12 protein-coding genes are annotated in these 20,230 nt (G+C 73.2%); 5 read left to right on the top strand and 7 right to left on the bottom strand.

Annotated features, from left to right (window positions below):
• Positions 1-3: 3 nt before the first annotated feature.
• The 4 genes from ACIRVK_RS33995 to ACIRVK_RS33980 form a co-directional block, all read right to left on the bottom strand.
• Positions 4-1,332: a PrsW family intramembrane metalloprotease gene (locus ACIRVK_RS33995; RefSeq protein ID WP_404253995.1), complete on the bottom strand. Its 1,329-nt coding sequence runs from the start codon at positions 1,330-1,332 to the stop codon at positions 4-6.
• 62 nt (positions 1,333-1,394) lie between these two features.
• Complete coding sequence (gene trmB / locus ACIRVK_RS33990; RefSeq protein WP_404253993.1) at positions 1,395-2,243, bottom strand: tRNA (guanosine(46)-N7)-methyltransferase TrmB; 849 nt, start codon at positions 2,241-2,243, stop codon at positions 1,395-1,397.
• Positions 2,244-2,266: 23 nt separating this feature from the next.
• The gene (lhgO, locus tag ACIRVK_RS33985) at positions 2,267-3,487 is read right to left on the bottom strand and encodes an L-2-hydroxyglutarate oxidase (RefSeq protein WP_404254073.1); all 1,221 of its coding nucleotides are present in this window, start codon (positions 3,485-3,487) and stop codon (positions 2,267-2,269) included.
• Positions 3,488-3,555: 68 nt separating this feature from the next.
• Entirely contained in the window at positions 3,556-4,980 is a 1,425-nt protein-coding gene (locus ACIRVK_RS33980; RefSeq protein WP_404253991.1) for an MFS transporter, read from the bottom strand.
• A 696-nt stretch (positions 4,981-5,676) separates the two neighbouring features.
• Between ACIRVK_RS33980 and ACIRVK_RS33975 the strand changes: the two genes are divergently transcribed.
• Both ACIRVK_RS33975 and ACIRVK_RS33970 read left to right on the top strand, forming a co-directional pair.
• Complete coding sequence (locus tag ACIRVK_RS33975) at positions 5,677-7,776, top strand: asparagine synthase-related protein (RefSeq protein ID WP_404253989.1); 2,100 nt, start codon at positions 5,677-5,679, stop codon at positions 7,774-7,776.
• 213 nt (positions 7,777-7,989) lie between these two features.
• Entirely contained in the window at positions 7,990-11,292 is a 3,303-nt protein-coding gene (locus ACIRVK_RS33970) for a BTAD domain-containing putative transcriptional regulator (RefSeq protein ID WP_404253987.1), read from the top strand.
• A gap of 24 nt (positions 11,293-11,316) precedes the next feature.
• On the opposite strand, the gene ACIRVK_RS33965 is transcribed toward ACIRVK_RS33970, so the two are convergent.
• Positions 11,317-13,245, bottom strand: a complete 1,929-nt coding sequence (locus tag ACIRVK_RS33965; protein WP_404253985.1) for a sigma-70 family RNA polymerase sigma factor — start codon at positions 13,243-13,245, stop codon at positions 11,317-11,319.
• Between the two features lie 237 nt (positions 13,246-13,482).
• The gene (locus tag ACIRVK_RS33960; RefSeq protein WP_404253983.1) at positions 13,483-14,247 is read right to left on the bottom strand and encodes a TetR/AcrR family transcriptional regulator; all 765 of its coding nucleotides are present in this window, start codon (positions 14,245-14,247) and stop codon (positions 13,483-13,485) included.
• Positions 14,248-14,629: 382 nt separating this feature from the next.
• Between ACIRVK_RS33960 and ACIRVK_RS33955 the strand changes: the two genes are divergently transcribed.
• Both ACIRVK_RS33955 and ACIRVK_RS33950 read left to right on the top strand, forming a co-directional pair.
• Entirely contained in the window at positions 14,630-16,009 is a 1,380-nt protein-coding gene (locus ACIRVK_RS33955; RefSeq protein WP_404253981.1) for an NAD(P)/FAD-dependent oxidoreductase, read from the top strand.
• Positions 16,010-16,231: 222 nt separating this feature from the next.
• Positions 16,232-17,893, top strand: coding sequence for a SpoIIE family protein phosphatase (locus tag ACIRVK_RS33950; protein WP_404253979.1), 1,662 nt, complete (start codon positions 16,232-16,234; stop codon positions 17,891-17,893).
• An 11-nt stretch (positions 17,894-17,904) separates the two neighbouring features.
• Here ACIRVK_RS33950 and ACIRVK_RS33945 read toward each other — a convergent pair whose 3' ends face one another.
• The gene (locus tag ACIRVK_RS33945) at positions 17,905-19,185 is read right to left on the bottom strand and encodes an MFS transporter (protein ID WP_404254071.1); all 1,281 of its coding nucleotides are present in this window, start codon (positions 19,183-19,185) and stop codon (positions 17,905-17,907) included.
• A 130-nt stretch (positions 19,186-19,315) separates the two neighbouring features.
• Between ACIRVK_RS33945 and ACIRVK_RS33940 the strand changes: the two genes are divergently transcribed.
• Positions 19,316-19,864, top strand: coding sequence for a MarR family winged helix-turn-helix transcriptional regulator (locus ACIRVK_RS33940; RefSeq protein ID WP_404253977.1), 549 nt, complete (start codon positions 19,316-19,318; stop codon positions 19,862-19,864).
• The last annotated feature ends 366 nt before the right edge of the window (positions 19,865-20,230 follow it).

Here is a 20,230-nt window from a genome sequence, read left to right as displayed (position 1 = left end):
GCCCTACGAGCGGTACGGGTTGTGCGCGGGATACGGCGCCGCCGGTTGACCGTAGGTGCCGTACCGCGGCCACGGCGGGGCGGTCTCCGGCACCGGTGGGGCCGTCGCCCGCGCCGCGTGGTCCAGCGCCGGCCGGGCGACGTCCCGCAGGCGCCACAGCTCGGCCAGCAACTCCCGCTCCCGTACGGCGAAGTCGGCGCCGGCCCGCCCGCGCCGCGCCCGGTGCCGCAGGAACGCGAGGGAGGTCGCGTACGCCTCGTAGCGGGTCACCGCCCGCGCGGCCGGCCTGCCGAAGTGGTGCGCGGCGTGGTCGCGGGCCATCCGCCGCGCCCGCATCGAGCCCAGGGCGTACGGCTCGGCGGGCGCCAGCCAGCCCGCGGCGACGTACGCGGGCAGTTCCTCGCGCACGGTCCGCAGCTCCCGCTGCCGGGTCCAGATGACCAGCCAGGTCAGCAGCCCGAACGCGGGCACCATGAACGCGGCATAGACGCCGAAGAACCCGAACTGGCCGAACGTGGACGAGCCGTTCCAGAGCGCGTGCATGCCCATCGCGAGCAGCAGCCCGCACAGCGGCACCAGCACGCGCCGCGCGCGCTGCCGGTCGGCGGACGCCGCGGCGATCCCGAATCCGATACCGGTGAGCACGGTGAACAGGGGGTGCGCGAAGGGCGACATGACGATCCGCACGAAGAAGGTCGCCACCGTGACGGACGTGATGCCCTGGTCGCCGGTGAGCTGGTCGGTGCCGAAGGCGGTGCCCAGGTAGAGGATGTTCTCGGTGAACGCGAAGCCGGTGGCGGTGATCCCGGCTATCACCACCCCGTCGACGATGCCGGTGAAGTCCCGTCTGCGGAACAGGAAGACGAGCAGTACGGCCGCCGCCTTCGCCGACTCCTCCACGACCGGCGCTATCACCGTCGCCCCGAGCGTGTCCGCGCCGGAGGGGTCCGCGGTTGCCGTCGCTATCCACCTGGTCGCGAAGCTGTTGGCGACGATCGCTATCAGCGCGGCCGCGCAGGCGCCCCAGGCGAAGGCGAACAGCAGATTGCGCCAGGGGCCGGGGGCGACCCGGTCGAGCCAGCGGAAGGCGGCTATGAGCAGCGGCACGGGCAGCACCGCGAGGCCCAGCCCGACCAGGAACCCCTCGGTGCCGGTCTGTTCGCGCACCAGCGCCAGGATGACGAGGCCGGAGAGCGCCAGCAGGGCGCTGAGCGCGCCGTAGCGCACCGCACGCCGCTGCCACCAGTGCGCGTGCCCGATCGACCCGCCCAGGGGACCACCGGGGTACGGCGGTTGCGGCGGATGCGTCGGGTACGGAGGACAGGTGGCCACGGCATCGACCCTAACGAGCGAAGGCGCCGCCCGCGACGGTGCATCGCGCTGCCCGCTGGACTTCAGGCGCCGGTGGGGGGCTGGTCGTGATGCTGTACGCGACGGAACAGCAGGTCGTTCACGACATGTCCCTTGTCCAGTCCCTGGCCCTCGAAACGGGTCAGCGGGCGGAAGTCGGGACGGGGTGCGAAACCGCCGCCGGGCACGGTGTTCTCGAACGCCGGGTGCGCGGTCAGCACCTCCAGCATCTGCTCGGCGTACGGCTCCCAGTCCGTCGCGCAGTGCACGATCCCGCCGGGCCGGATCCGGGAGGCGGCGAGGTCGAGGAACTCCGGCTGGATCAGCCGGCGCTTGTGGTGCCGCTTCTTGGGCCAGGGGTCGGGAAAGTAGACGCGCAGCCCGTCCAGCGAGTCGGGGGTGAGCATCTCGCGCAGCAGGATGATGGCGTCCCCGTTGCCGACGCGGATGTTGGACAGGCCGCTCTGGTCGGCGAGGTTGAGCAGGTTTCCCTGCCCCGGGGTGTGCACGTCCACGGCGAGGACGTTCGTCTCCGGGTCCGCGGCGGCCATCTGCAGGGTGGCCTCGCCCATGCCGAACCCGATCTCCAGAACCACGCGGTGGTCGTTGCCGAACAGCTCGGCGAGGTCGAGGGTGTGCCGGCCGTCGATGTCCAGCCCCCACTTGGGCCACAGCCGCTGCAGGGCGTCCGCCTGCCCGGCGGTCACTCGGCTGCGGCGCGGCTGGAAACTCCGGATGCGCCGCTCGAAGTGCGAACCCGCGGGGTCGGCCTTCGGCCCGTCGGGGAACCGCGGCTCGCCCTTGGCCCGGGAGTGCCGGATGGAGACACCGGGCGCGTGCGAGGGGTGCTCGCCGGGGCCGGGAGGTTCGGGGATGGTGTGGGAGTCAGACACAGTGAGTTCGATTTTACGGCGGCTCACACCGAGGTCAGCATCGCCAGCGCCCTCCTCGCCACCTCCCGCCCGATCGGCAGCGAGGCCGTGGCCGCGGGGGAGGGCGCGTTCAGCACGTGCACCGTGCGGGGGCCCTCCTTGATCAGGAAGTCGTCCGCCAGCGAGCCGTCCCGCAGCACCGCCTGCGCCCGGACGCCGGCGGCCGTCGGCACCAGGTCGTCCGCCGTCACCGCCGGCAGCAGCCGCCGTACGGCGGTGGTGAACGCGTGCCGGGACACCGACCGGCGCAGCTCTCCCGCCCCGTACCGCCAGTGCCGGCGGGCCATGTGCCAGGACCCGGGCCAGGCCAGCGTCCCGGCCACCTCCCGCGGCCGTACGACACCCCAGCCGTAGCCCTCCCGGGCCAGCGCCGGCACCGCGTTCGGGCCGATGTGCACGCCGCCGTCGATGCCGCGGGTGAGGTGCACCCCGAGGAACGGGAACGCCGGGTCCGGCACCGGGTACACCAGCCCCCGCACCAGCTCGGGCCGCGCCAGCGAGTAGTACTCGCCGCGGAACGGCACGATCCGCATCTCCGGGTCGTCCCCGGCCAGCCGCGCGACCTCGTCGCAGTACAGCCCGGCACAGTTCACCAGCACGCGCGCGCGGACGACGTCCCCGGCCGTCGTCCGTACGGCGACCCCGAGCTCCGGGCGCCGGTCGATCCGCTCGACCCGGGCGCCGTAGCGGATCTCCGCCCCGGAGGCCTCGGCAAGCTGCCGGGCCACGCCCACGAAGTCGCACACGCCCGTGGTCCCCACGTGTATCGCGGCGAGACCGCGCACCTCGGGTTCGTACTCCCCGATCTGGGCGGCGCCCAGCTCCCGCACCGGGATCCCGTTCTCCCGTCCGCGCTGCACGAGGGCGTGCAGGCGGGGCAGCTCCTCGCGCTCGGTGGCGACGATCAGCTTCCCGGTGACGGCGTGCGCGATGCCGTACTCGGCGCAGAACTTCACCATCTCGGCGCCCCCGCGCACGGCGAAGCGGGCCTTCAGGGAGCCGGGACGGTAGTAGACGCCGCTGTGGATCACGCCGCTGTTGCGCCCGGTCTGGTGCCGGGCGGGTCCCGCCTCCTTCTCCAGCACGCCCACCCGCGTGCCGGGGGCGGCCCGCGTGATCGCGTACGCGGTCGACATGCCGACGATCCCCCCACCGATCACCAGCACGTCACAGTCGTAAGCGATCCCGGACCGCACCTGCACCACCTCCACTGTCGATAGTGCACTGCGCCACTGACAGTCGCTTCAAACGCGGGTCGGGCAGGTGGTGCCGATCACGCCGGTGCCATCAGCAGCGGCCGGGCCCGCTCCCGCAGCTCCACCACCCGTGGCTCGTCCCCGTACGGCTCCAGGCGGTGCAGCAGGTCCTTCACGTACTCGGTGGTACGCGCCGACGAGATGCGCCCGGCCACCTCCACCGCCCGCACGCCCTGCTCGCACGCCGCGTCGAGGTTGCCCGACTCGAGCTCGGCGACCGCCGAGACGACCAGCCGCAGCCCGTGCGAGCGCACGAACTCCTCCGTCGGCTGCGACAGCGCCTGCTCGGTGAAGCGCCGTACCTGCCTCGGCGCCTTGAGGTCCCGGTAGCACTCGGCGGCGTCCGCGGCGAACCGGTCGTAGGAGTAGAACCCGAGCCAGGACGGATCGTTGTCCCCCTCCCGGGACCGCTCCAGCCAGCCCTCGGCGGCCTTCAGCGCCGCCCCCGCCGCCTGCGCGTCACCCGCGCGCGCGTGCGCCCGTGCCTCGACCAGCCGGAAGAAGCTCATGGTGCGGGCGGTGGCCAGCCCGCGGTTGCGCTCCAGCGCGGCCTGCGCGAGGTCCACGCCCTCGTCGCCGAAGCCCCGGTAGGTGGCCTGCAGCGACATCGACGCCAGCACGTAGCCCCCGAGGGGCACGTCGGCCGCCGCGCGCGCGAGCCGCAGCGCCTGGATGTAGTACCGCTGCGCGGCCTCCTGCTGCCCGGTGTCGAAGGCCATCCACCCGGCGAGGCGGGTCAGCTCGGCGGAGGCGCCGAACAGGGCCCGCCCCACCTCGTCCGAGTACGAGCCGAGCAGCAGCGGCGCCGCCTCCACCCGTAAACACTCGGGCACCATCGAAGAGCGCCAGTCGCCGCCCCCGTACTTGGAGTCCCAGCGCCTGGCGTCCTCGGCGGCCTCCCGCAGCTTCTGCACGTCGCTGTGGCCGACTTTGAGCGGTGCGCCCGAGCCCTCCGCCGAGTTCGCCTCGCGCGCCACCGAAGAGTCGGCCGGGGTTATCAGCCACCGTGAGGCGGGCGTTGCGTACGCGCTTACTGCGAACGATCCGGCCAACGACTGCCAGATGCCGCCGGCGCCGGCCCGGCGCCCGGCGAGGTCGAGGCGGTACAGCTCCGTCGCCGAGCGCACCGCCTGTCCCACGTCCCTGGGGAAGGCGAGGCCCACTTCGGGGGCGGGATCCGCGTCCGCCAGGCCGATCTCGTGGAGCGGCACCGGGCGGCCGAGCTTCTGGCCGATCGCGGCGGCGATGAGGTGCGGCGCGGCGCCCTGCGGCACCATGCCCTTCGACACCCAGCGCGCGACCGAGGTCTTGTCGTAGCGAAGAGTCAGTCCCCGCTGGGCGCCAAGGTCGTTGACGCGACGGGCGAGGCCTGCGTTGCTGATTCCCGCGAGGGCGAGAACGGCGCCGAGCTTTTCGTTCGGCCCGCGTTGCTCCCTGGACATTGCGCCACCCCTCGACACAGACGGCTGCCGCGTTGGCATAACCACGCGGCATTCGTAAACCCAGCGTAGTTCGCCGCATCCCAAGCGTTAAGGGGCATTGTTCCGGATGGCGGGATTGTGGTCCGTACTGAAGTGCGGGTCCGATACGCGCGGTTGCCTCGTGCTCCCGATGTGTGGCCGTGCGCCCGTCCGTGCGCTCTTCTCCGGCCACCTCGGGAGCGCTTCCATGGATCGTGCGTGGGTCGGCCCGCTGTACTGGATCCAGTGGGCTGGGGGACACCGCCGCCTTCATCCCCGCGGGCGGCGGACCGGTCCGGGAGGTGAACTCCACCTCCCGGGCTGCGCGCCTGACTTGGTGGCGCGCAGTGTCGGTACGGAGCGTGTGCGGGCGTGTCCCCGCATCGCCGATTTGGCTGAAAATCGCCCCCGTGTTCGCCGGGTGATTACCGCTCCCACCACGGCACTTGAGGGCGCGAACGGAGTTTTCGGGGAGCGTTTTGGGGGCGCATTCGCGTCGCAGCCTCCCTGTTCCGCCCGGGTGTTGACGGCCGGGGGATCTCCCCGACAGGGTGAGCGCCCCGGCGCGTTCCCAGGGTCGTAAGCGGCTTCGCCGCCCCTCCAGCACGCCTTCTTCATGGCAGCATGGTGAACCGGTTCGTTCGGTGCACTGGTTGTCCACAGCCTGTGGAGGCGTCGATGCGGTGGTTGGTGGGATGGAGCAGCACCGCCGCGGGGGCCGCCGGGATCGGTTCCGCGGGGGCCACCGGGGCGGACGGCGAGACCGTGCATCCGGTGGGCTCCCAACTCCTGTGGGGCGACCCGGATCCGCTGTGGGCGGTCGGCGACTGGCGCCCCGACGAGGTGCGGGTGGTCAGGGCCGACGCGCAGACCCGGATCGCGGTCCTCGGCACCTGCGGCGCCACCGACGAGCAACTGCGGGTCGGCCTGTTCGCCGCGCGCGGGGGCGCACTGCGCCATCTGACGGCCTGGCCGGGCAGCTACACGGCCATTGTCCAGGTCGGCCGCCGCATCACCGTCTGCGGCGACCTCGCGGGCGCGCGCCCGGTCTTCTACACCCCCTGGGCCGACGGAACGGCCTACGCCACCGCCGCCCTGCCGCTCGCCGACCTCATCGAGGCCAACCTCGACTTCGGCCATCTGGCAGCCCTGCTCGCCGCCCCGGACGTCCCGGCCGCGCTGCACGACTCCACCCCGTACGACGGCGTACGGCGCATTCCGCCGGGGCACGCGCTGATCCTGCGCACCGGGGCGCGCGAGATCGCCGGCTACGAGCCGGTCGCCTCCCTCGCGGTGGCCGCCCCCTCCGCCGACCCGGACAGCGCCGTCGACGCGGTCCGCGACGCACTCGTGGACGCGGTACGCGCGCGTCTGTCGGCACCCCGGCACGTCCCCGGCGTCGACATGGACCCCGGACCCGTCCCCGGCATGGGCCCCGCCGAACGCCGTGCCGCGCGCGGTATGCCGGTCGCGGGGATCGGCGCCGATCTCTCCGGCGGCCCCGCCTCGGGCACCCTCGCGCTCCTGGCCGCCGGCCTGCCGGGCATGCCGGGCACGGTCCTCGGCCACGGCACGGGCGCGGGCGAGCGCCTGCTGGCGGTCACCTTCAACGACCTGACGGTGGGCGGCCGCGAGGCGGAACTGGAACGCGCCGGCGCCCTGGCGGCCAACCCCCGCCTGCACCACGTGGTCGTCACCGGCGGCGAGGAGACCCTCCCCTACGCCGACCTGGACGGCCCGCTGACCGACGAACCGGCCCCGTCCCTCGTGACGGCCGCCCGCCACCGCGCCCGCCTCGCCGCCGGCAGCGCGGACCACTTCACCGGCTACGGCGCCCGCCAGGTCCTGGACGCCCACCCGGCCCGCCTGGCCGACCTCCTGATGGACCGCAAACGCCGCCACCTGGTGCGCCCGGTCGCCGCCCTGGCGAAGGCGGACGGCTCCGTGATGGTCCCCGCGCGCGTGTACGGCGCGGCCCGCCGGCTGGCCCGTACCCCCTACCGGGCGGGCCTCGACCTGCTCGCCGAGCGCCTGCTCCAGCGCCGCTTCGACGAGCCCGGAGGCGCCGTCGGAGCCTCCCTGGCCGCCCTCACCTGGGCCAGACCGGGCCCCGCGGCCCGCTGGCTGACCGGTGAGGCCCTGGCTGAAGTATCGGTTCGCCTCCAGGCCGCGACGAACCGCTCGGGGGTCGGCCCCGGCCAACGCCCGGGCGACCACCGCGCGCGTGCCGCCCTCGCCCGTCAGGCGGCCGACGTCCGCGTCCTCGAACAGGCAGCTGAAATCCGCTCCCAGCGCCTGCACGCCCCGTTCCTCGACAACCAGGTCGTCCGCGCCTGCCGCACCCTCCCCGAAGCCCTACGGGTCCAGCCGGGCGCCCGCGCCGCCATCCTCCGTACGGTCCTGGAGGGCGCCGGCGTCCGCGACCTCCCGCCCGGCTGGGGCGCCCCCTCCCACGCCTCCGCGGCCGTCGCCGCCCGCACCGGCCTGCGCACCTCCGCCGACTCCCTCATGTCCCTCTTCGGCACCCCCCTCCTCGCCGAGGCGGGCCTGGTCGAGGCCCGCGTGGTCCGCAAGGCCCTGCGCGCGGCGGCAGCGGGCGAGCCCCTCCCCCTGGACGGCCTGGCCGACCTGGTCTCCCTGGAACTCTGGCTCCGCCGCCTCCTCGCCCGCCGAGGCACCTGCTGGACAGGCACCCCCGCCCGCCAACGAGCGGTCCCGGCGGGCATCTCCCCGAGACGGGGCGCGCTGGCGTCGGGCGGCGGGGCGGGGGTGGCCTGAAGAACCTGAAGAGGCGCCGGCACATCTGGACGCCGGTCGGTAAATCCAGCCCGTCTGGGGGTCCCCCTCTGGGGGAGTTTGAGGACGAGGCCCTTTCGGGGCCGATCGGGGGTCCAGGGGGCGGGGCCCCCTGGGCGGGGCCGAGGGGGCAGCAGCCCCTGGAGACGGGACGGGTAGGGGCGGCGGGGGCGAAACTCCGGCGACAATGACCCCGTGCGGTACAGAATCCTGGGCGTCACCGAAGCAGCCGACGACCACGGCACCCCCGTACCCATCCCCGGCCCCCGCCTACGCACCCTCCTCACCGTCCTGGCCCTACGCCCCGGCCGCGTCACACCCCCCACCACCCTCATCGACGAGGTCTGGCCCGACACCCCACCCCAGGACGCCCCCGCGGCCGTCCAGGCCCTCATCGGCCGCCTGCGCCGCACCCTCGGCAAGGACGCCATCACCTCCACCCCCGGCGGCTACCGCCTCGCCGCCACCGAGGACGACATCGACCTGTACGTCTTCGAACGCCTGGTCGCCGAAGGCACCACGGCCCTCACAGCGGACGACGCCCCCCGCGCCGCCCGCACCCTGGACGAGGCCCTCACCCTCTGGCGCGGCCCCGCACTCGCCGACCTCCCCGACCGCACGGCCGCCACCCGCGCGAACGCCCTGCATCTGGAGGCGACCCGCGCCCGCATCGACGCGGACCTGCGCCTGGGCCGCGCCCACACCGCCGTACCGCACCTGAGGGAACTGACCGCGGCGTACCCCTACGACGAACCCCTCCACGCCCTCCTCATCCGCGCCCTGCGCGACGCCGGCCGCGGCGCAGACGCCCTGGCCGCGTACGAGACGGCCCGCCGAGCCCTGTCCGAGGGCCTGGGCACCGACCCGGGCCCCCACCTCCAAGCCCTCCACACAGAACTCCTCAACGCACCCCACCCCAACCCGCACCCCCATCCCCCCACCCCAACCGGCAACATCCGTCCCCGACTTACCTCTTTCGTGGGCCGGGAACCAGAGCTCGACGCCATCCGTTCCGCATTGCAAGGAGCCAGACTGGTCACCCTCACCGGACCGGGCGGCTCCGGAAAGACCCGTCTCGCCGAGGAAGCCGCCGCCGGGCTCCCGCAGGCCTGGCTGGTCGAACTGGCGCCGCTCGACCGGCCGGAGGCGGTGCCAGGCGCGGTGGTCAGCGCGCTCGGTCTGCGCGAGACCGTGCTGATGACCACCGAGCTGACGGCCCCGCAGGACGACCCGCTCGCCCTGCTCGTCGAGTACTGCGCCCCGCGCAGCCAACTCCTGATCCTTGACAACTGCGAACACGTCATCGAAGCAGCGGCCGCCCTCGCCGAGACGCTGCTCACCCACTGCCCGGGGCTCACGATCCTCGCCACCAGCCGTGAACCCCTGGGCGTCCCCGGCGAGTCGGTGCGCCCGGTCGAACCCCTCGCCCCGGACCAGGCCCACCGCCTCTTCGAGGAGCGCGCGTCGGCCGCCCGCCTCGACGCGGACGTGGTGCTGCGCGACCGCGAGGCCGTCGCGGAGATCTGCCGCCGCCTGGACGGTCTGCCGCTCGCCATCGAACTGGCCGCGGCCCGGCTGCGGCTGCTCACCCCGCGGCAGATCGCCGACCGCCTCGACGACCGCTTCCGCCTCCTGACCTCCGGAAGCCGCACGGTCCTGCCCCGCCAGCAGACCCTGCGCGCGGTCGTCGACTGGTCGTGGGACCTGCTCGACGAGCGGGAGCGCACGGTCCTGCGCGAGACCTCCGTCTTCGCCGGCGGCTGGGACCTCGCCGCCGCGGAGGCCGTCTGCACCGGCCCCGCCGCCGACCTGATCGGCGCCCTCGTCGACAAGTCCCTGATCGTGGCGACCCCGCACGAGACGCCGTACGACGAGGGCGGCCCGGTCACCATGCGTTACCGCATGCTGGAGACCATCCATGAGTACGCCGTCGAGCGCGCCGCCGAGGTCCCCGACTTGCGTGCCGAGGCCGAACGGCGGCACCGCGCGTGGGTGCGCGCGCTGGTGGAGAGGGCCGAGCCGCTGCTGCGGTCCGCCGGCCAACTGCCGTGGATCGCGCGCCTGGAGACCGAGCTGGACAACATCCGCGCGGCCCTCGACCGCACCCTCGCCGAGGGCGACGAGGAGGAGGCCGGCGCCCTGGTCCTGGCCATGGGCTGGTTCTGGTGGCTGCGCAACTACCGCCAGGAGAGCGTCGCCTGGGTGGACCGCACCCTGCGCCTGGGCGCCACCCTGGACAGCCGCCGTACCCGGCACGCCGACCCGACGGCAGCCCCGGCCGCCTTCGCCGGCGACGTTCCCGACCCCGTCGACGTCTTCCTGGCCGCCCCGGACGCCGAGCGACACCACCCCCGGCACACGCTTCGGATGAACCTCCGCATGCTGCACCTGTTCCTCAGGTCGGACACGGAGCGCTTGGACGGCCTGCTGGACGAACGGCTGCGGCGCCACGTCGCCCGGCTGCGCGACTTCTACGAGCCCGGCGGCCCGGAGGCGGCCCGGATGCCGGGGTTGGTGTGGCCGCTGGCGACCATCGTCCTCGACGGCTCGACGGACCTGCGCCCCGCCATGGACGCGGCAGTCGCCAACTGCCGTACGTACGGCGACGACTGGGCGATCGGCGTCTCCCTGATGTTCCGTACCCACATGGCCGTCGACTCGCCGGGCGGCATGAAAGGCGTCGACGAGGACCTCGCGGAACTCAGGGTGCTCAGCCGCCGCGTCGGCGACCGCTGGATGCGGGCTCAGGTGTGCAGCGCGGCCGGGGAGGCGGCGATGGCCCGCAGCCGGCACCCGGAGGCCAAGGCCGAGTACGAGGAGGCACTGCGGCTGGCGTACGAGGTCGGCGCCTACACCGAGACGCCGTTCCTGCTGGCCCGGCTCGGTGAGATCGCCTTCCGCGCGGGCGATCGCCGGTCCGCGCTGCGCCTGCTGGACGAGGCGAGTGAGGCCGCCGAGCGGCACGCCGTGGTCGACTCGAAGGCGTTCGTCCTGCTGACGCTCGCCCAGATCGCCCTGGACGACAAGGATCCGGCCCGGGCGCGCGAGCTGTGCGAGCAGGCCCGGGCGGAGACCGGACGGGGTACGCCGCCGCCGCAGTTCCTGGTGATGCTGATGGCGGTGGACGCCTGCGTGACGGCCGCCGAGTCGGGCCCGGTCCACGGGCTGCCGAAGCTCGTCGACGCCGTCCGGGAGGCGGTGGAGAAGCGCTGCGCCGAAGTGATCGTGGCGACCCTGCTGGACACCACGGCGGAGGTCCTGAGCGAGCTGGGCGACCATGCGCGCGCGGCCCTGCTGCTGGCGCTGGCGGACACGTGGCGTGACGGCCGGCCGCGTCTCATGCCGGAGGGCGCGCGGGCCGAGCAGGCCGGCGAGGCCGCCCGCGCCACCCTGTCCGCCGAGCGCTACGAGGCGGAGTACGCCAGGGGCGCCGCCCTCACCCCGGACGACCTGTTCGCCGAGCTCACCGAGGCCCTGCGCAGCCATCCGGCCGCGTGAGCGAGCGGTGACCGGGCCGGTCGACTACGCGCAGGTGAACCTCGACTCGGCCCAGTCCGCGAGCGTCAGCGAGTCGAAGGCGTTGTTCGGCTCGGCGGCCAGCCGTACGGTCCGGTGCCCGGCGAGGTCCACATGGACCGGGACCGCCGGGTCGCCTCCCTCGACCGGCCCGGAGCTCCACAGCCGGACACCGTCGGCGTACACGGCGAAGCGGACCTTGCCGAGTCCCAGGGTCGTGTCGTCGATGCCGGCGGCGGCGTCGTAGGCGGTGCAGCCGCGGTTGAGGTCGATGGTGACCGAGGACCCGCCGTGCACGCTCACGCCTCGGGCGAACCGCCGTCCGCCGATCGACAGGCCGTAGCGCTGCCACACCCAGCTGCTGTCACCGATCCGCATCTCGGGCTTGGTGCCGTCGCCGGTGATGTCGTACGACAGCTCGCTCCACTGGTAGACGGCGGGAGGCGCCGGTGGGGGAGGCGGGGTCGGCGTGGGGGTGGGCGTCGGCGTCGGGCTCGGTTGCGGGGGCTGCTTCGGCGCGGGAGTGGGGGCCGGGGTCGGCGTGGGCCTCGGCCGGGGTGCGGGCGGCGAGGCGTGCGTCGGGGTGGGGAAGTCCGCCACGGGGACGACGTCCGGCGGTGTCGGCTGCTGCGTCGGGGGCGTGGGCTTCGGCGACTCGGGCCGTACGACCGGCGTCGAGACCGGCGGTTTGGCGTCCGGTTTCCTGGCCGGATGCGGGCTGCCGGCCAGCGCGAGCGCCACCGCCACGCCGGCCACCGCGACGACACCGGCCGCGATGCCGGCCTTCACGGGCGCGCCCAGCCCCTCGGAGGCCGCCGCGCCGCCGGCGCCCGCGCCCCCGGACGAACCGCCGCTCGCCACCGCGGCGGCCCCGGCACCGGCCCCGCCGGCGATGAGGCCGATCGCCTTGGCGTACCCGGCGGCGCCGAACCAGCCGATGACGGCGACCGGTACGACGGCGGGAATGCCGCCGGCGACCTCCTCGATCTGGCCCGCGGCCAGCCGGCACTTGGCGCACTCCTCGAGGTGCTTGCGCAGTCCCCGCTCGGCGCGCGTGCGCAGCCCGCCGCGGGCGTAGGCGCCGAGCCGGTCGGCGTACCGGGCGCACTCCTCGTCGGCCACGAGGGTGGCGCTGACGTGCGCCTGCAGATAGGCCTGCTTGAGCCCCTCACGGGCGCGGCTGGCGAGCACGCGCGTGCCGTTGGCGTCCAGCCCGAACAGCGTGGCGACCTCGCTCGGCGACTCGTCCTCCACCTCGGTGTGCCACAGCACGGCCTGCCAGCGCTCGGGCAGCGACCGGAAGGCCTGCATCGCCATCGACTGCTCGGCCTCGTGCATCGCGCGCACGTCGGCGCCGAGGTCCAGTCTGTCGTCGTCGGAGACCTCGGACGAGCGGGCGGCCTGTGCCGCGAACACCGCGAAGTCGTCGACCAGTTGCTCGCGCTTGGCGGACTTCGTCCAGCCGGCGGCGACCCGGCGCACCGTGGTGAGCAGATACGCGCGTACGGCGTGCTCGGGGCCGTGTCCGCCGCGTACGGCCTGGAGCGTGCGGGCGAAGACCTCGGCGGTCAGGTCGTCCGCGGTGTGGGCGTCACGGCAGCAGGTACGGGCGTACCGGCGCACGGCCTCCGCGTGGCGCTGGTACAGCTCCTCGTACGCGGTGTCGTCACCCGAGCGCATCCGGTCGATCAGGTCGGCGTCGGAGGCGCGCAACTCCCTGGGCGGCGGCAGCACGCCGCCGCCCTCCCGCCGGTCGCGCTGGGCGGGAACGCTTCCCTCGACGGGCTCGCCGCCCTGTGCCGGGATGGAGGGCGCGTCGGTCAGGTCGTCGCCGCGCGGGGTGCCGACGCGTCCTCCCTGACTCGGTACCTGCGGGGAGCCGTTCTCCTCCGGGTCACCGTCGTCCAGCGACCCGTCCCGCCCGTCGCCACTCATCGCAGATAGCCCCCGCCCGACCCACCAGTCCCGAACACCGGGTCAGAGTGCCATATTGGCTTTTGTTCAGGACCCCCCGAGGGCACGACATCCACTCATCCGTGGGGATTCCCCCCGGAGCCGCACTGGCCCTCACCCTCCGGGGAAGCCTCCATTGACGCCCTGGTGCACCCTTTCGAGTCATGCGCGCCGCGACAGTGACGGTGTGGGTGGGAAGTCACCCCACCCACACGAACATCACGCGGGCCGAGAGCGCAGCCCCTCCAGCAGGATGTCCAGCAGTCGTGCGGACGCGGCGGCCTGCTGTGCCGGGTCCGGCAGCGACGGCGCGGCGGTGGCGATCACCAGCAGCACGTCCGACACGGAGACGTCGGCCCGCAACGCCCCCGCGGCCCGAGCCCGCTCGACCAACTGCCCCACCACCTCGAGCAGCGCCGAGGCCCCGGTGTCGTCCTGCGCGGACACACCCGGCCCGGTGCCCTCGGAGACCAACCGGAGCTCCCCGGCCCCGGCCCCCGGCACCCGCTGCTGCGGCACCCGCGCCTCGTCGAACCCGCCCCCGTCACCCCGCTCCTCGGCGACGCCGACCCGCAGCACCTGGGGCGGCAGCAAGCGTCCCGCCCCCGAGGCCACCGACGTCCGCAGGAACCGCGACAGCGCCGACCACGGGTCGTCCTCCTGTCCGAGCGCCGCCCGGGCCTGGTCGGTGAGCCGGGAGGTCTCCTCCTCGGCTATCCGCCGCACGAGGACGTCCTTGCTGGGGAACCGCCGGTACACGGTCCCCACGCCCACCCGCGCCCGCCGCGCCACGTCCTCCATCGGCGCGCCGTAGCCCAGCTCGCCGAACACCTCGCGCGCCGCCCGCAGCACGTGCTCCAGATTGCGCTGTGCGTCCACGCGCAGCGGCGTCGTACGCGGTCCGTTCGCGCGTCCGTTGCCCGCCGCGCTCACCACGCCGCCCGCCGCGAGTGCGGACGACCAATGAGAGTCCTGAACATGCATAAGTGTTCCCCCGGTAATGACGTCTCCCCCCGGAGACTCTCCCCGCCATGAAAGCCGGAGCGTGCGGAGAAGAACGGATCACCCGCCCGCCCGTCGCGGACCTGGACCCGATGAAGCGCATCCCCCTACACCCCGTCGACACACGAACATAGTTGAGAGGGGGTCAATTCAGAAGGGGCACGTTCCGCACGGAGCGCCCCCCCGATCGGACCACGGGTGGTATAAGTCCCGATTGCACCCCCGGATGTTACCCGGCGCACACCCACTGACCTGCGTTCCTTCCGCGCACTTGGGCAATTCGGCCAACTCCGGAGATCCCCGACCCGCTGTCATACAAATTGTCGGGGCTGTGGACAAACTCCCGCGCCGGGTGCGTCATGGGATGGTGAAGGAACGTGCGCGCATTCTCGTTGTCGGTGGCGGCTACGTCGGGATGTACACGGCGCTGCGCCTGCAACGGAGGCTGAAACAGGAACTGCGGCGAGGCGAGGCGGAGATCACGGTCGTCACCCCCGACCCGTACATGACCTATCAACCGTTCCTGCCCGAAGCGGCCGCCGGTTCCATTTCCCCGCGCCATGTCGTCGTACCGCTGCGCCGCGTACTGGACCAGTGCCATGTCGTCATCGGCGAGGTCCGCTCGATCGACCACGCCAAGCGCACCGCCACCCTCACCACCCTCGCCACCGAGGAGGAGGGCGCGGGCGCGGAGCAGCTGTCGTACGACGAACTCGTGCTCGCGCCCGGCTCGATCTCGCGCACCCTGCCGATCCCCGGTCTCGCCGACCACGGCATCGGCTTCAAGTCGGTCGAGGAGGCCATCGGGCTGCGCAACCACGTCATCGAGCAGATGGACATCGCCTCCTCCACCCGCGACCCGGCGATCCGTGACGCCGCCCTCACCTTCGTCTTCGTCGGCGGCGGCTTCGCGGGCGTGGAGGCGCTGGGCGAGCTGGAGGACATGGCCCGCTACGCCACGCGCCACTACCACAACGTCCAGGCCGAGGACATGAAGTGGATCCTCGTCGAGGCCTCGGACCGCATCCTGCCCGAGGTCGGCGAGGAGATGGGCCGCTACACGGTCACCGAGCTGCGCCGCCGCAACATCGACGTACGGCTGAACACCCGCCTCGAGTCCTGCGCCGACCGGGTCGCCGTCCTCAGCGACGGGGCCCGCTTCCCGTCCCGCACGCTCGTGTGGACGGCCGGCGTGAAGCCGCACCCCCTCCTCGCCGCCACCGACCTCCCGCGCACCGAACGAGGTCGGCTGAAATGCACCCCCCAGCTGACGATCGACGGCGTCACGCACGCGTGGGCGGCGGGAGACGCCGCCGCCGTCCCCGACGTCACCGCCGAACAGCCCGGCGCGGAGACGGCCCCGAACGCCCAGCACGCGGTGCGCCAGGCCCGGGTCCTCGGCGACAACATCGCACATGCGCTGAGGGGCGAGGACCTTCGGACGTACTCCCACAAGTACGTCGGTTCGGTCGCCTCGCTGGGCCTGCACAAGGGGGTCGCCCACGTCTACGGCCGCAAGCTGAAGGGGTACCCGGCCTGGTTCATGCACCGGGTGTACCACCTCAGCAGGGTGCCCACCTTCAACCGCAAGGCCCGTGTGCTTGCCGAATGGACCCTCTCGGGCCTCTTCAAGCGGGAGATCGTCTCGCTCGGTTCGCTCGAACATCCCCGTGCGGAGTTCGAACTCGCGGCCGGTGGAAAGCCTCCTGGTGACCCGGCCGACGACCCGAAGGGGTCGTCCTGACCGGAGCGAGGAACTCCACCGACCGGGTGGGCGTCTGACGGATGTCGCCCCGGTAGGCCACACTGCCAGACTGATCCCCGCCCGCGGCGAGCACCGCTCGCCCTCGAGAACCCAAGAGGCTTTCCCCACCGTGCTGCATTCCGGGGGTGTCACCCCCCAGCCCTCCGGCCGGGTCCGGAGTGGGCCGAAGACGCCGAAGACGACGACACGAGGCAAGGATTCGTGAACTTCACGCGCTGGAGCGCCCGGCTCCCCGGAACGCAGCGCCGCGCTGCAGCGCGGACGGACCAGGTGGCCGTCCCCGACCGGCAGGCCGAGGGCGCGGGCTCCGTGCCCGCGGCCCGCGCCGAACAACTCACCGACGACACACGCCCGGTGCCGGCCGTCGACGAACTCCCCGTGCGCGAGGTCCTCGACCGCGTCCCGGCCCTCGTCGCCCTGGTCCACGGCCCCGACCACCGCGTCGCCTACGTCAACGACGCCTACGTGGCCGCCTTCGGCCCGCGCCCGCTCGGCAGACCCACCCGAGAATCCCTCCCGGAACTCGACGAACTGGGCCTGCTGCCCCTGCTCGACCAGGTCCAGCGCAGCGGCCGACCGCGCACGCTCAAGTCCCGCAAGGCCCCCGACGGCCGTTCCTACACCTTCAGCTGCACCCCGGTCACCGAGGGCGACACCCCGGACGGCCACGGCGGCGGGGTCCTGGTGTTCGCCACGGACGTCACCGACCACGCCGAGGCCGCCGAGCGGCTGCGCGCCAGCGAACGCAGCCAGCGCGAGACCGCGGTCACCCTCCAGCGCTCCCTGCTCCCCCAGGAGCTCGAACAGCCGGACGACCTGCGCATCGCCGCCACCTACCAGCCCGGCGGCACGGAGGCCGCGGTCGGCGGCGACTGGTACGACGTCATCACCCTCGGCGGCGGCCGCACGGCCCTCGTCATCGGCGACGTCATGGGCAGAGGCGTCCGCGCGGCGGCCGTCATGGGCCAACTCCGCACGGCGGTCCGCGCCTACGCCCGCCTCGACCTGCCCCCGCACGAGATCCTGCAGCTCCTGGACGGCCTCGCCGCCGAGATCGACGCCAACCAGATCGCCACGTGCGTGTACGCCATCCACGACCCCAACGAGGGCCGCCTGGTGTACGCCTCGGCCGGCCACCTGCCGATCCTCGTCCGCGACGAGAGCGGCGTGGTGCTGCGCGCCGACGAACCGACGGGCCCGCCGCTGGGCACCGGCGGCTGGATGCACGCCTCGGGTTCGATCCCGCTCGGCCCCGGCTCCACCGCCGTCCTGTACACGGACGGCCTGGTGGAACGCCGGGACGAGGACCTGGACGAGGGCATCGCGGCCCTGGAACGCGCCTTGTCCGGTGCGACCGGCACCCCCCAGGTCGTCTGCGACCGCCTCGTCCGCTCGGCGGGCGTCACCGCGGACCACGACGACGACGTGGCCGTCCTGGTCCTGCAGCACCCGGCCCGTACGGGCCCCGACAGCGAGCTCTTCCGCAACGCCGCGCTGGAACTCCTGGGCGGCGTCGAAGCGGCCCCACGCGCGCGTGCCTTCGCCTCCGGCGTGCTGACGAGCTGGCGGTTCCCGCCCGAACTGCACGACCTGGGCGTCCTGGCCGCCAGCGAACTCGTCGCCAACTCCCTCCAGCACGGCACGCCCCCCATGCGGCTGCGGCTGCGCCGCACGGACCGCCGCCTGATCATCGAGGTGACCGACGGGGACGACCACCTTCCCCGCCGGCGGCGCGCGGAACCGGGCGACGAGTCGGGCCGGGGCATCGCCATCGTGGCGACGATCGCCTCGTCCTGGGGGGCGCGCAGGACACCGGGCGGAGGAAAGGCGGTCTGGTGCGAGTTCGTCCTGCCGCGCCCCTGAGGACGCGACCGTCACCCGGCCATTGACTCCACGGGCGCCCCGCCCTGTGCGACGACGAGGCTCTTCCTCCGCCACGGCTGGTCCTGCACGGCGGTCAGCCGACGGCCCAGGCGCAGGGCGAGGAAGGTGATCCCGAGGGAGAACAGCAGAAAGGTCACGACGTACGGCGCCGGCAGGGAGGCCGCCAGCGGCCCGCCCACCGCCGGCCCCACGGCCAGCGCGAGCTGCTTCACCAGCGCGAAAGCCGAGTTGTACTGCCCGGCCATCCCGCGCGGCGCCAGATCGGCGACCAGCGGGGCGAGCGTCGGCGACAGCATCGCCTCACCCAGCCCGAACAGCGCGTACGTCGACACGAACGCGGCCGTCGCCATCTCCTGACTACCGTGTCCGAGCCCCGCGTACCCGGCCGCGACCCAGGCCACGGCCCAGATCAGTCCCACGGCCGCGATCACCCGCGACCGGCGCCGGCGCTCGACGAACTTCAGCACGGCGAACTGCGCGACGACGATCATCAGCGTGTTGGCGGCCAGCGCCGTCCCCAACGCGGACGTCGAGATCCCGGCCTTCTCGACCCCGTACGCGCTCAGACCCGAATCGAACTGCCCGTAGCAGGCGAAGAACAGCACGAAGCCCAGCACCGACAGCTGCACCATCGCCCGGTTCCCGAGCAACTGCTTCCAGCCGGACCTGGCCGTCCCCGCGGGAGCCCCCTCGACGCGCGGGGCGCGCGGCATCCGCACGGTCGCCATCACCGCGATCAGCCCGAGGAACACCGCAGCCTCGATGGAGAACAGCAGAGTGAAGGAGTCGACGCGCGTAGAGTCAACCAGATGGCCGCCGATGAGCCCACCGATGCCGAGCCCCAGGTTCTGCAGGAAGAACTGAAGGGCGAAGTCGCGGGAGCGCGTGTCGGCGGTCGAGCAGTCGACGATCATCGTCGCCAGCGCCGGCTGCATCACGGCCTGCCCGGCACCGAGCGCGGCCGCCGACAGCAGGACGGCCGTCGCGGTGCCCGCCAGCCCCAGGCTCAGCGCGCCCACGGCGGCGGTGACCAGGGCGGCGAGCAGGACCGGCAGCGGACCGCGCCGGACGATGGCCCGCCCGGCGAACGGCAGCACGACCAGCGCGGCCACAGCGAAGACGGCGAGGACCAGCCCCGCCGTCATGGCTCCGAGCCCACGCACCTGCGCCACGTAGACGTACAGGTACGGGACGGTGAAGCCGAGCCCGAACGCGCTGAGTGCGTTGCCCACGTGGATCCGGCGCATCGCTGCGCCCATCGCCCTGGTCACGTTCACCTCTCTCAGGTAGTTGAAGTCATGCAGCACTTACAACCGAAGACTTCGAAGATAAATTTCGTGAAGCTAAAGAGTACAGAGTCAAGGACTTCGAGGCAAAGGACCCCCGTGCGATACTGCGCCCATGGCCGAGACCCCCGGTGCCACCGAGCCGACGCTCGAAGAGCAGATCGCCGCCTACCAGCGTGAGTTCCAGGGCCTCGACCCCCAGGTCGAGCAGATCGTCTCGGCCCTGTCCCGGCTCAACCGCCGGATGAACGTCGCCTACGGCCGCCAGACCTCCGCCCTCGGCATCAGCAACGCCGAGTGGGAGGTCCTCAAGGCCCTCGTCCTCTCCGGCGCCCCTTACCGACTGGGCCCCAGCGACCTCGCCAAGCGCCTCGGCCTGACGCCGGCCGCGATGACCCACCGGATCGACCGCATGGTCGCCGAGGGACTGGTGACCCGGGAGCGCGACGAGACCAACCGCGTCCGCGTCATCGTCGAACTGACCGCGGGGGGCCGCGAGAAGTGGCTCGAGGCGATGCGCCTCGCCACGGTCTTCGAGGAGGACCTGCTCCAGGACCTCTCCGCCGACGAGCGCGCTAGTCTGGGAGACGTCCTCACCCGCCTGCTGCGCAGGGTGGAACACGCCCAGCCGGACGCGGGCGGACGCCTGAACGACCTGGACTAAAAGATCTTGACAGCGGACGCTTGACAACCCTCTGCCGGATCCGTAAAGTTCTTCGGGTTGCCACGGAGCCGTAACGGTTCTGCGGCAGCACTCCCGCCGCATCAGCGGCAACCCAAACCACAAGCACGATCTCCCGAGCGGGTTGATTTCGGCGTGTCCGAATTCAATTCGATACGGGGCTCGGCGGCCCGATTGGGAATCGCCGAGAGAATCCGCTAAGGTTTGGGACGTCGGAACGGCCCAACGGCCGGGAAGACAACTCCCGCTGACTGGGAATCAGACGCCGAAAGGATCTGATAGAGTCGGAAACGCAAGACCGAAGGGAAGCGCCCGGAGGAAAGCCCGAGAGGGTGAGTACGAAGGAAG

Source organism: Streptomyces sp. NPDC101152 (assembly GCF_044768275.1).
GTDB lineage: Bacteria > Actinomycetota > Actinomycetes > Streptomycetales > Streptomycetaceae > Streptomyces.
This window is presented reverse-complemented; position numbering and strand designations above follow the sequence as displayed.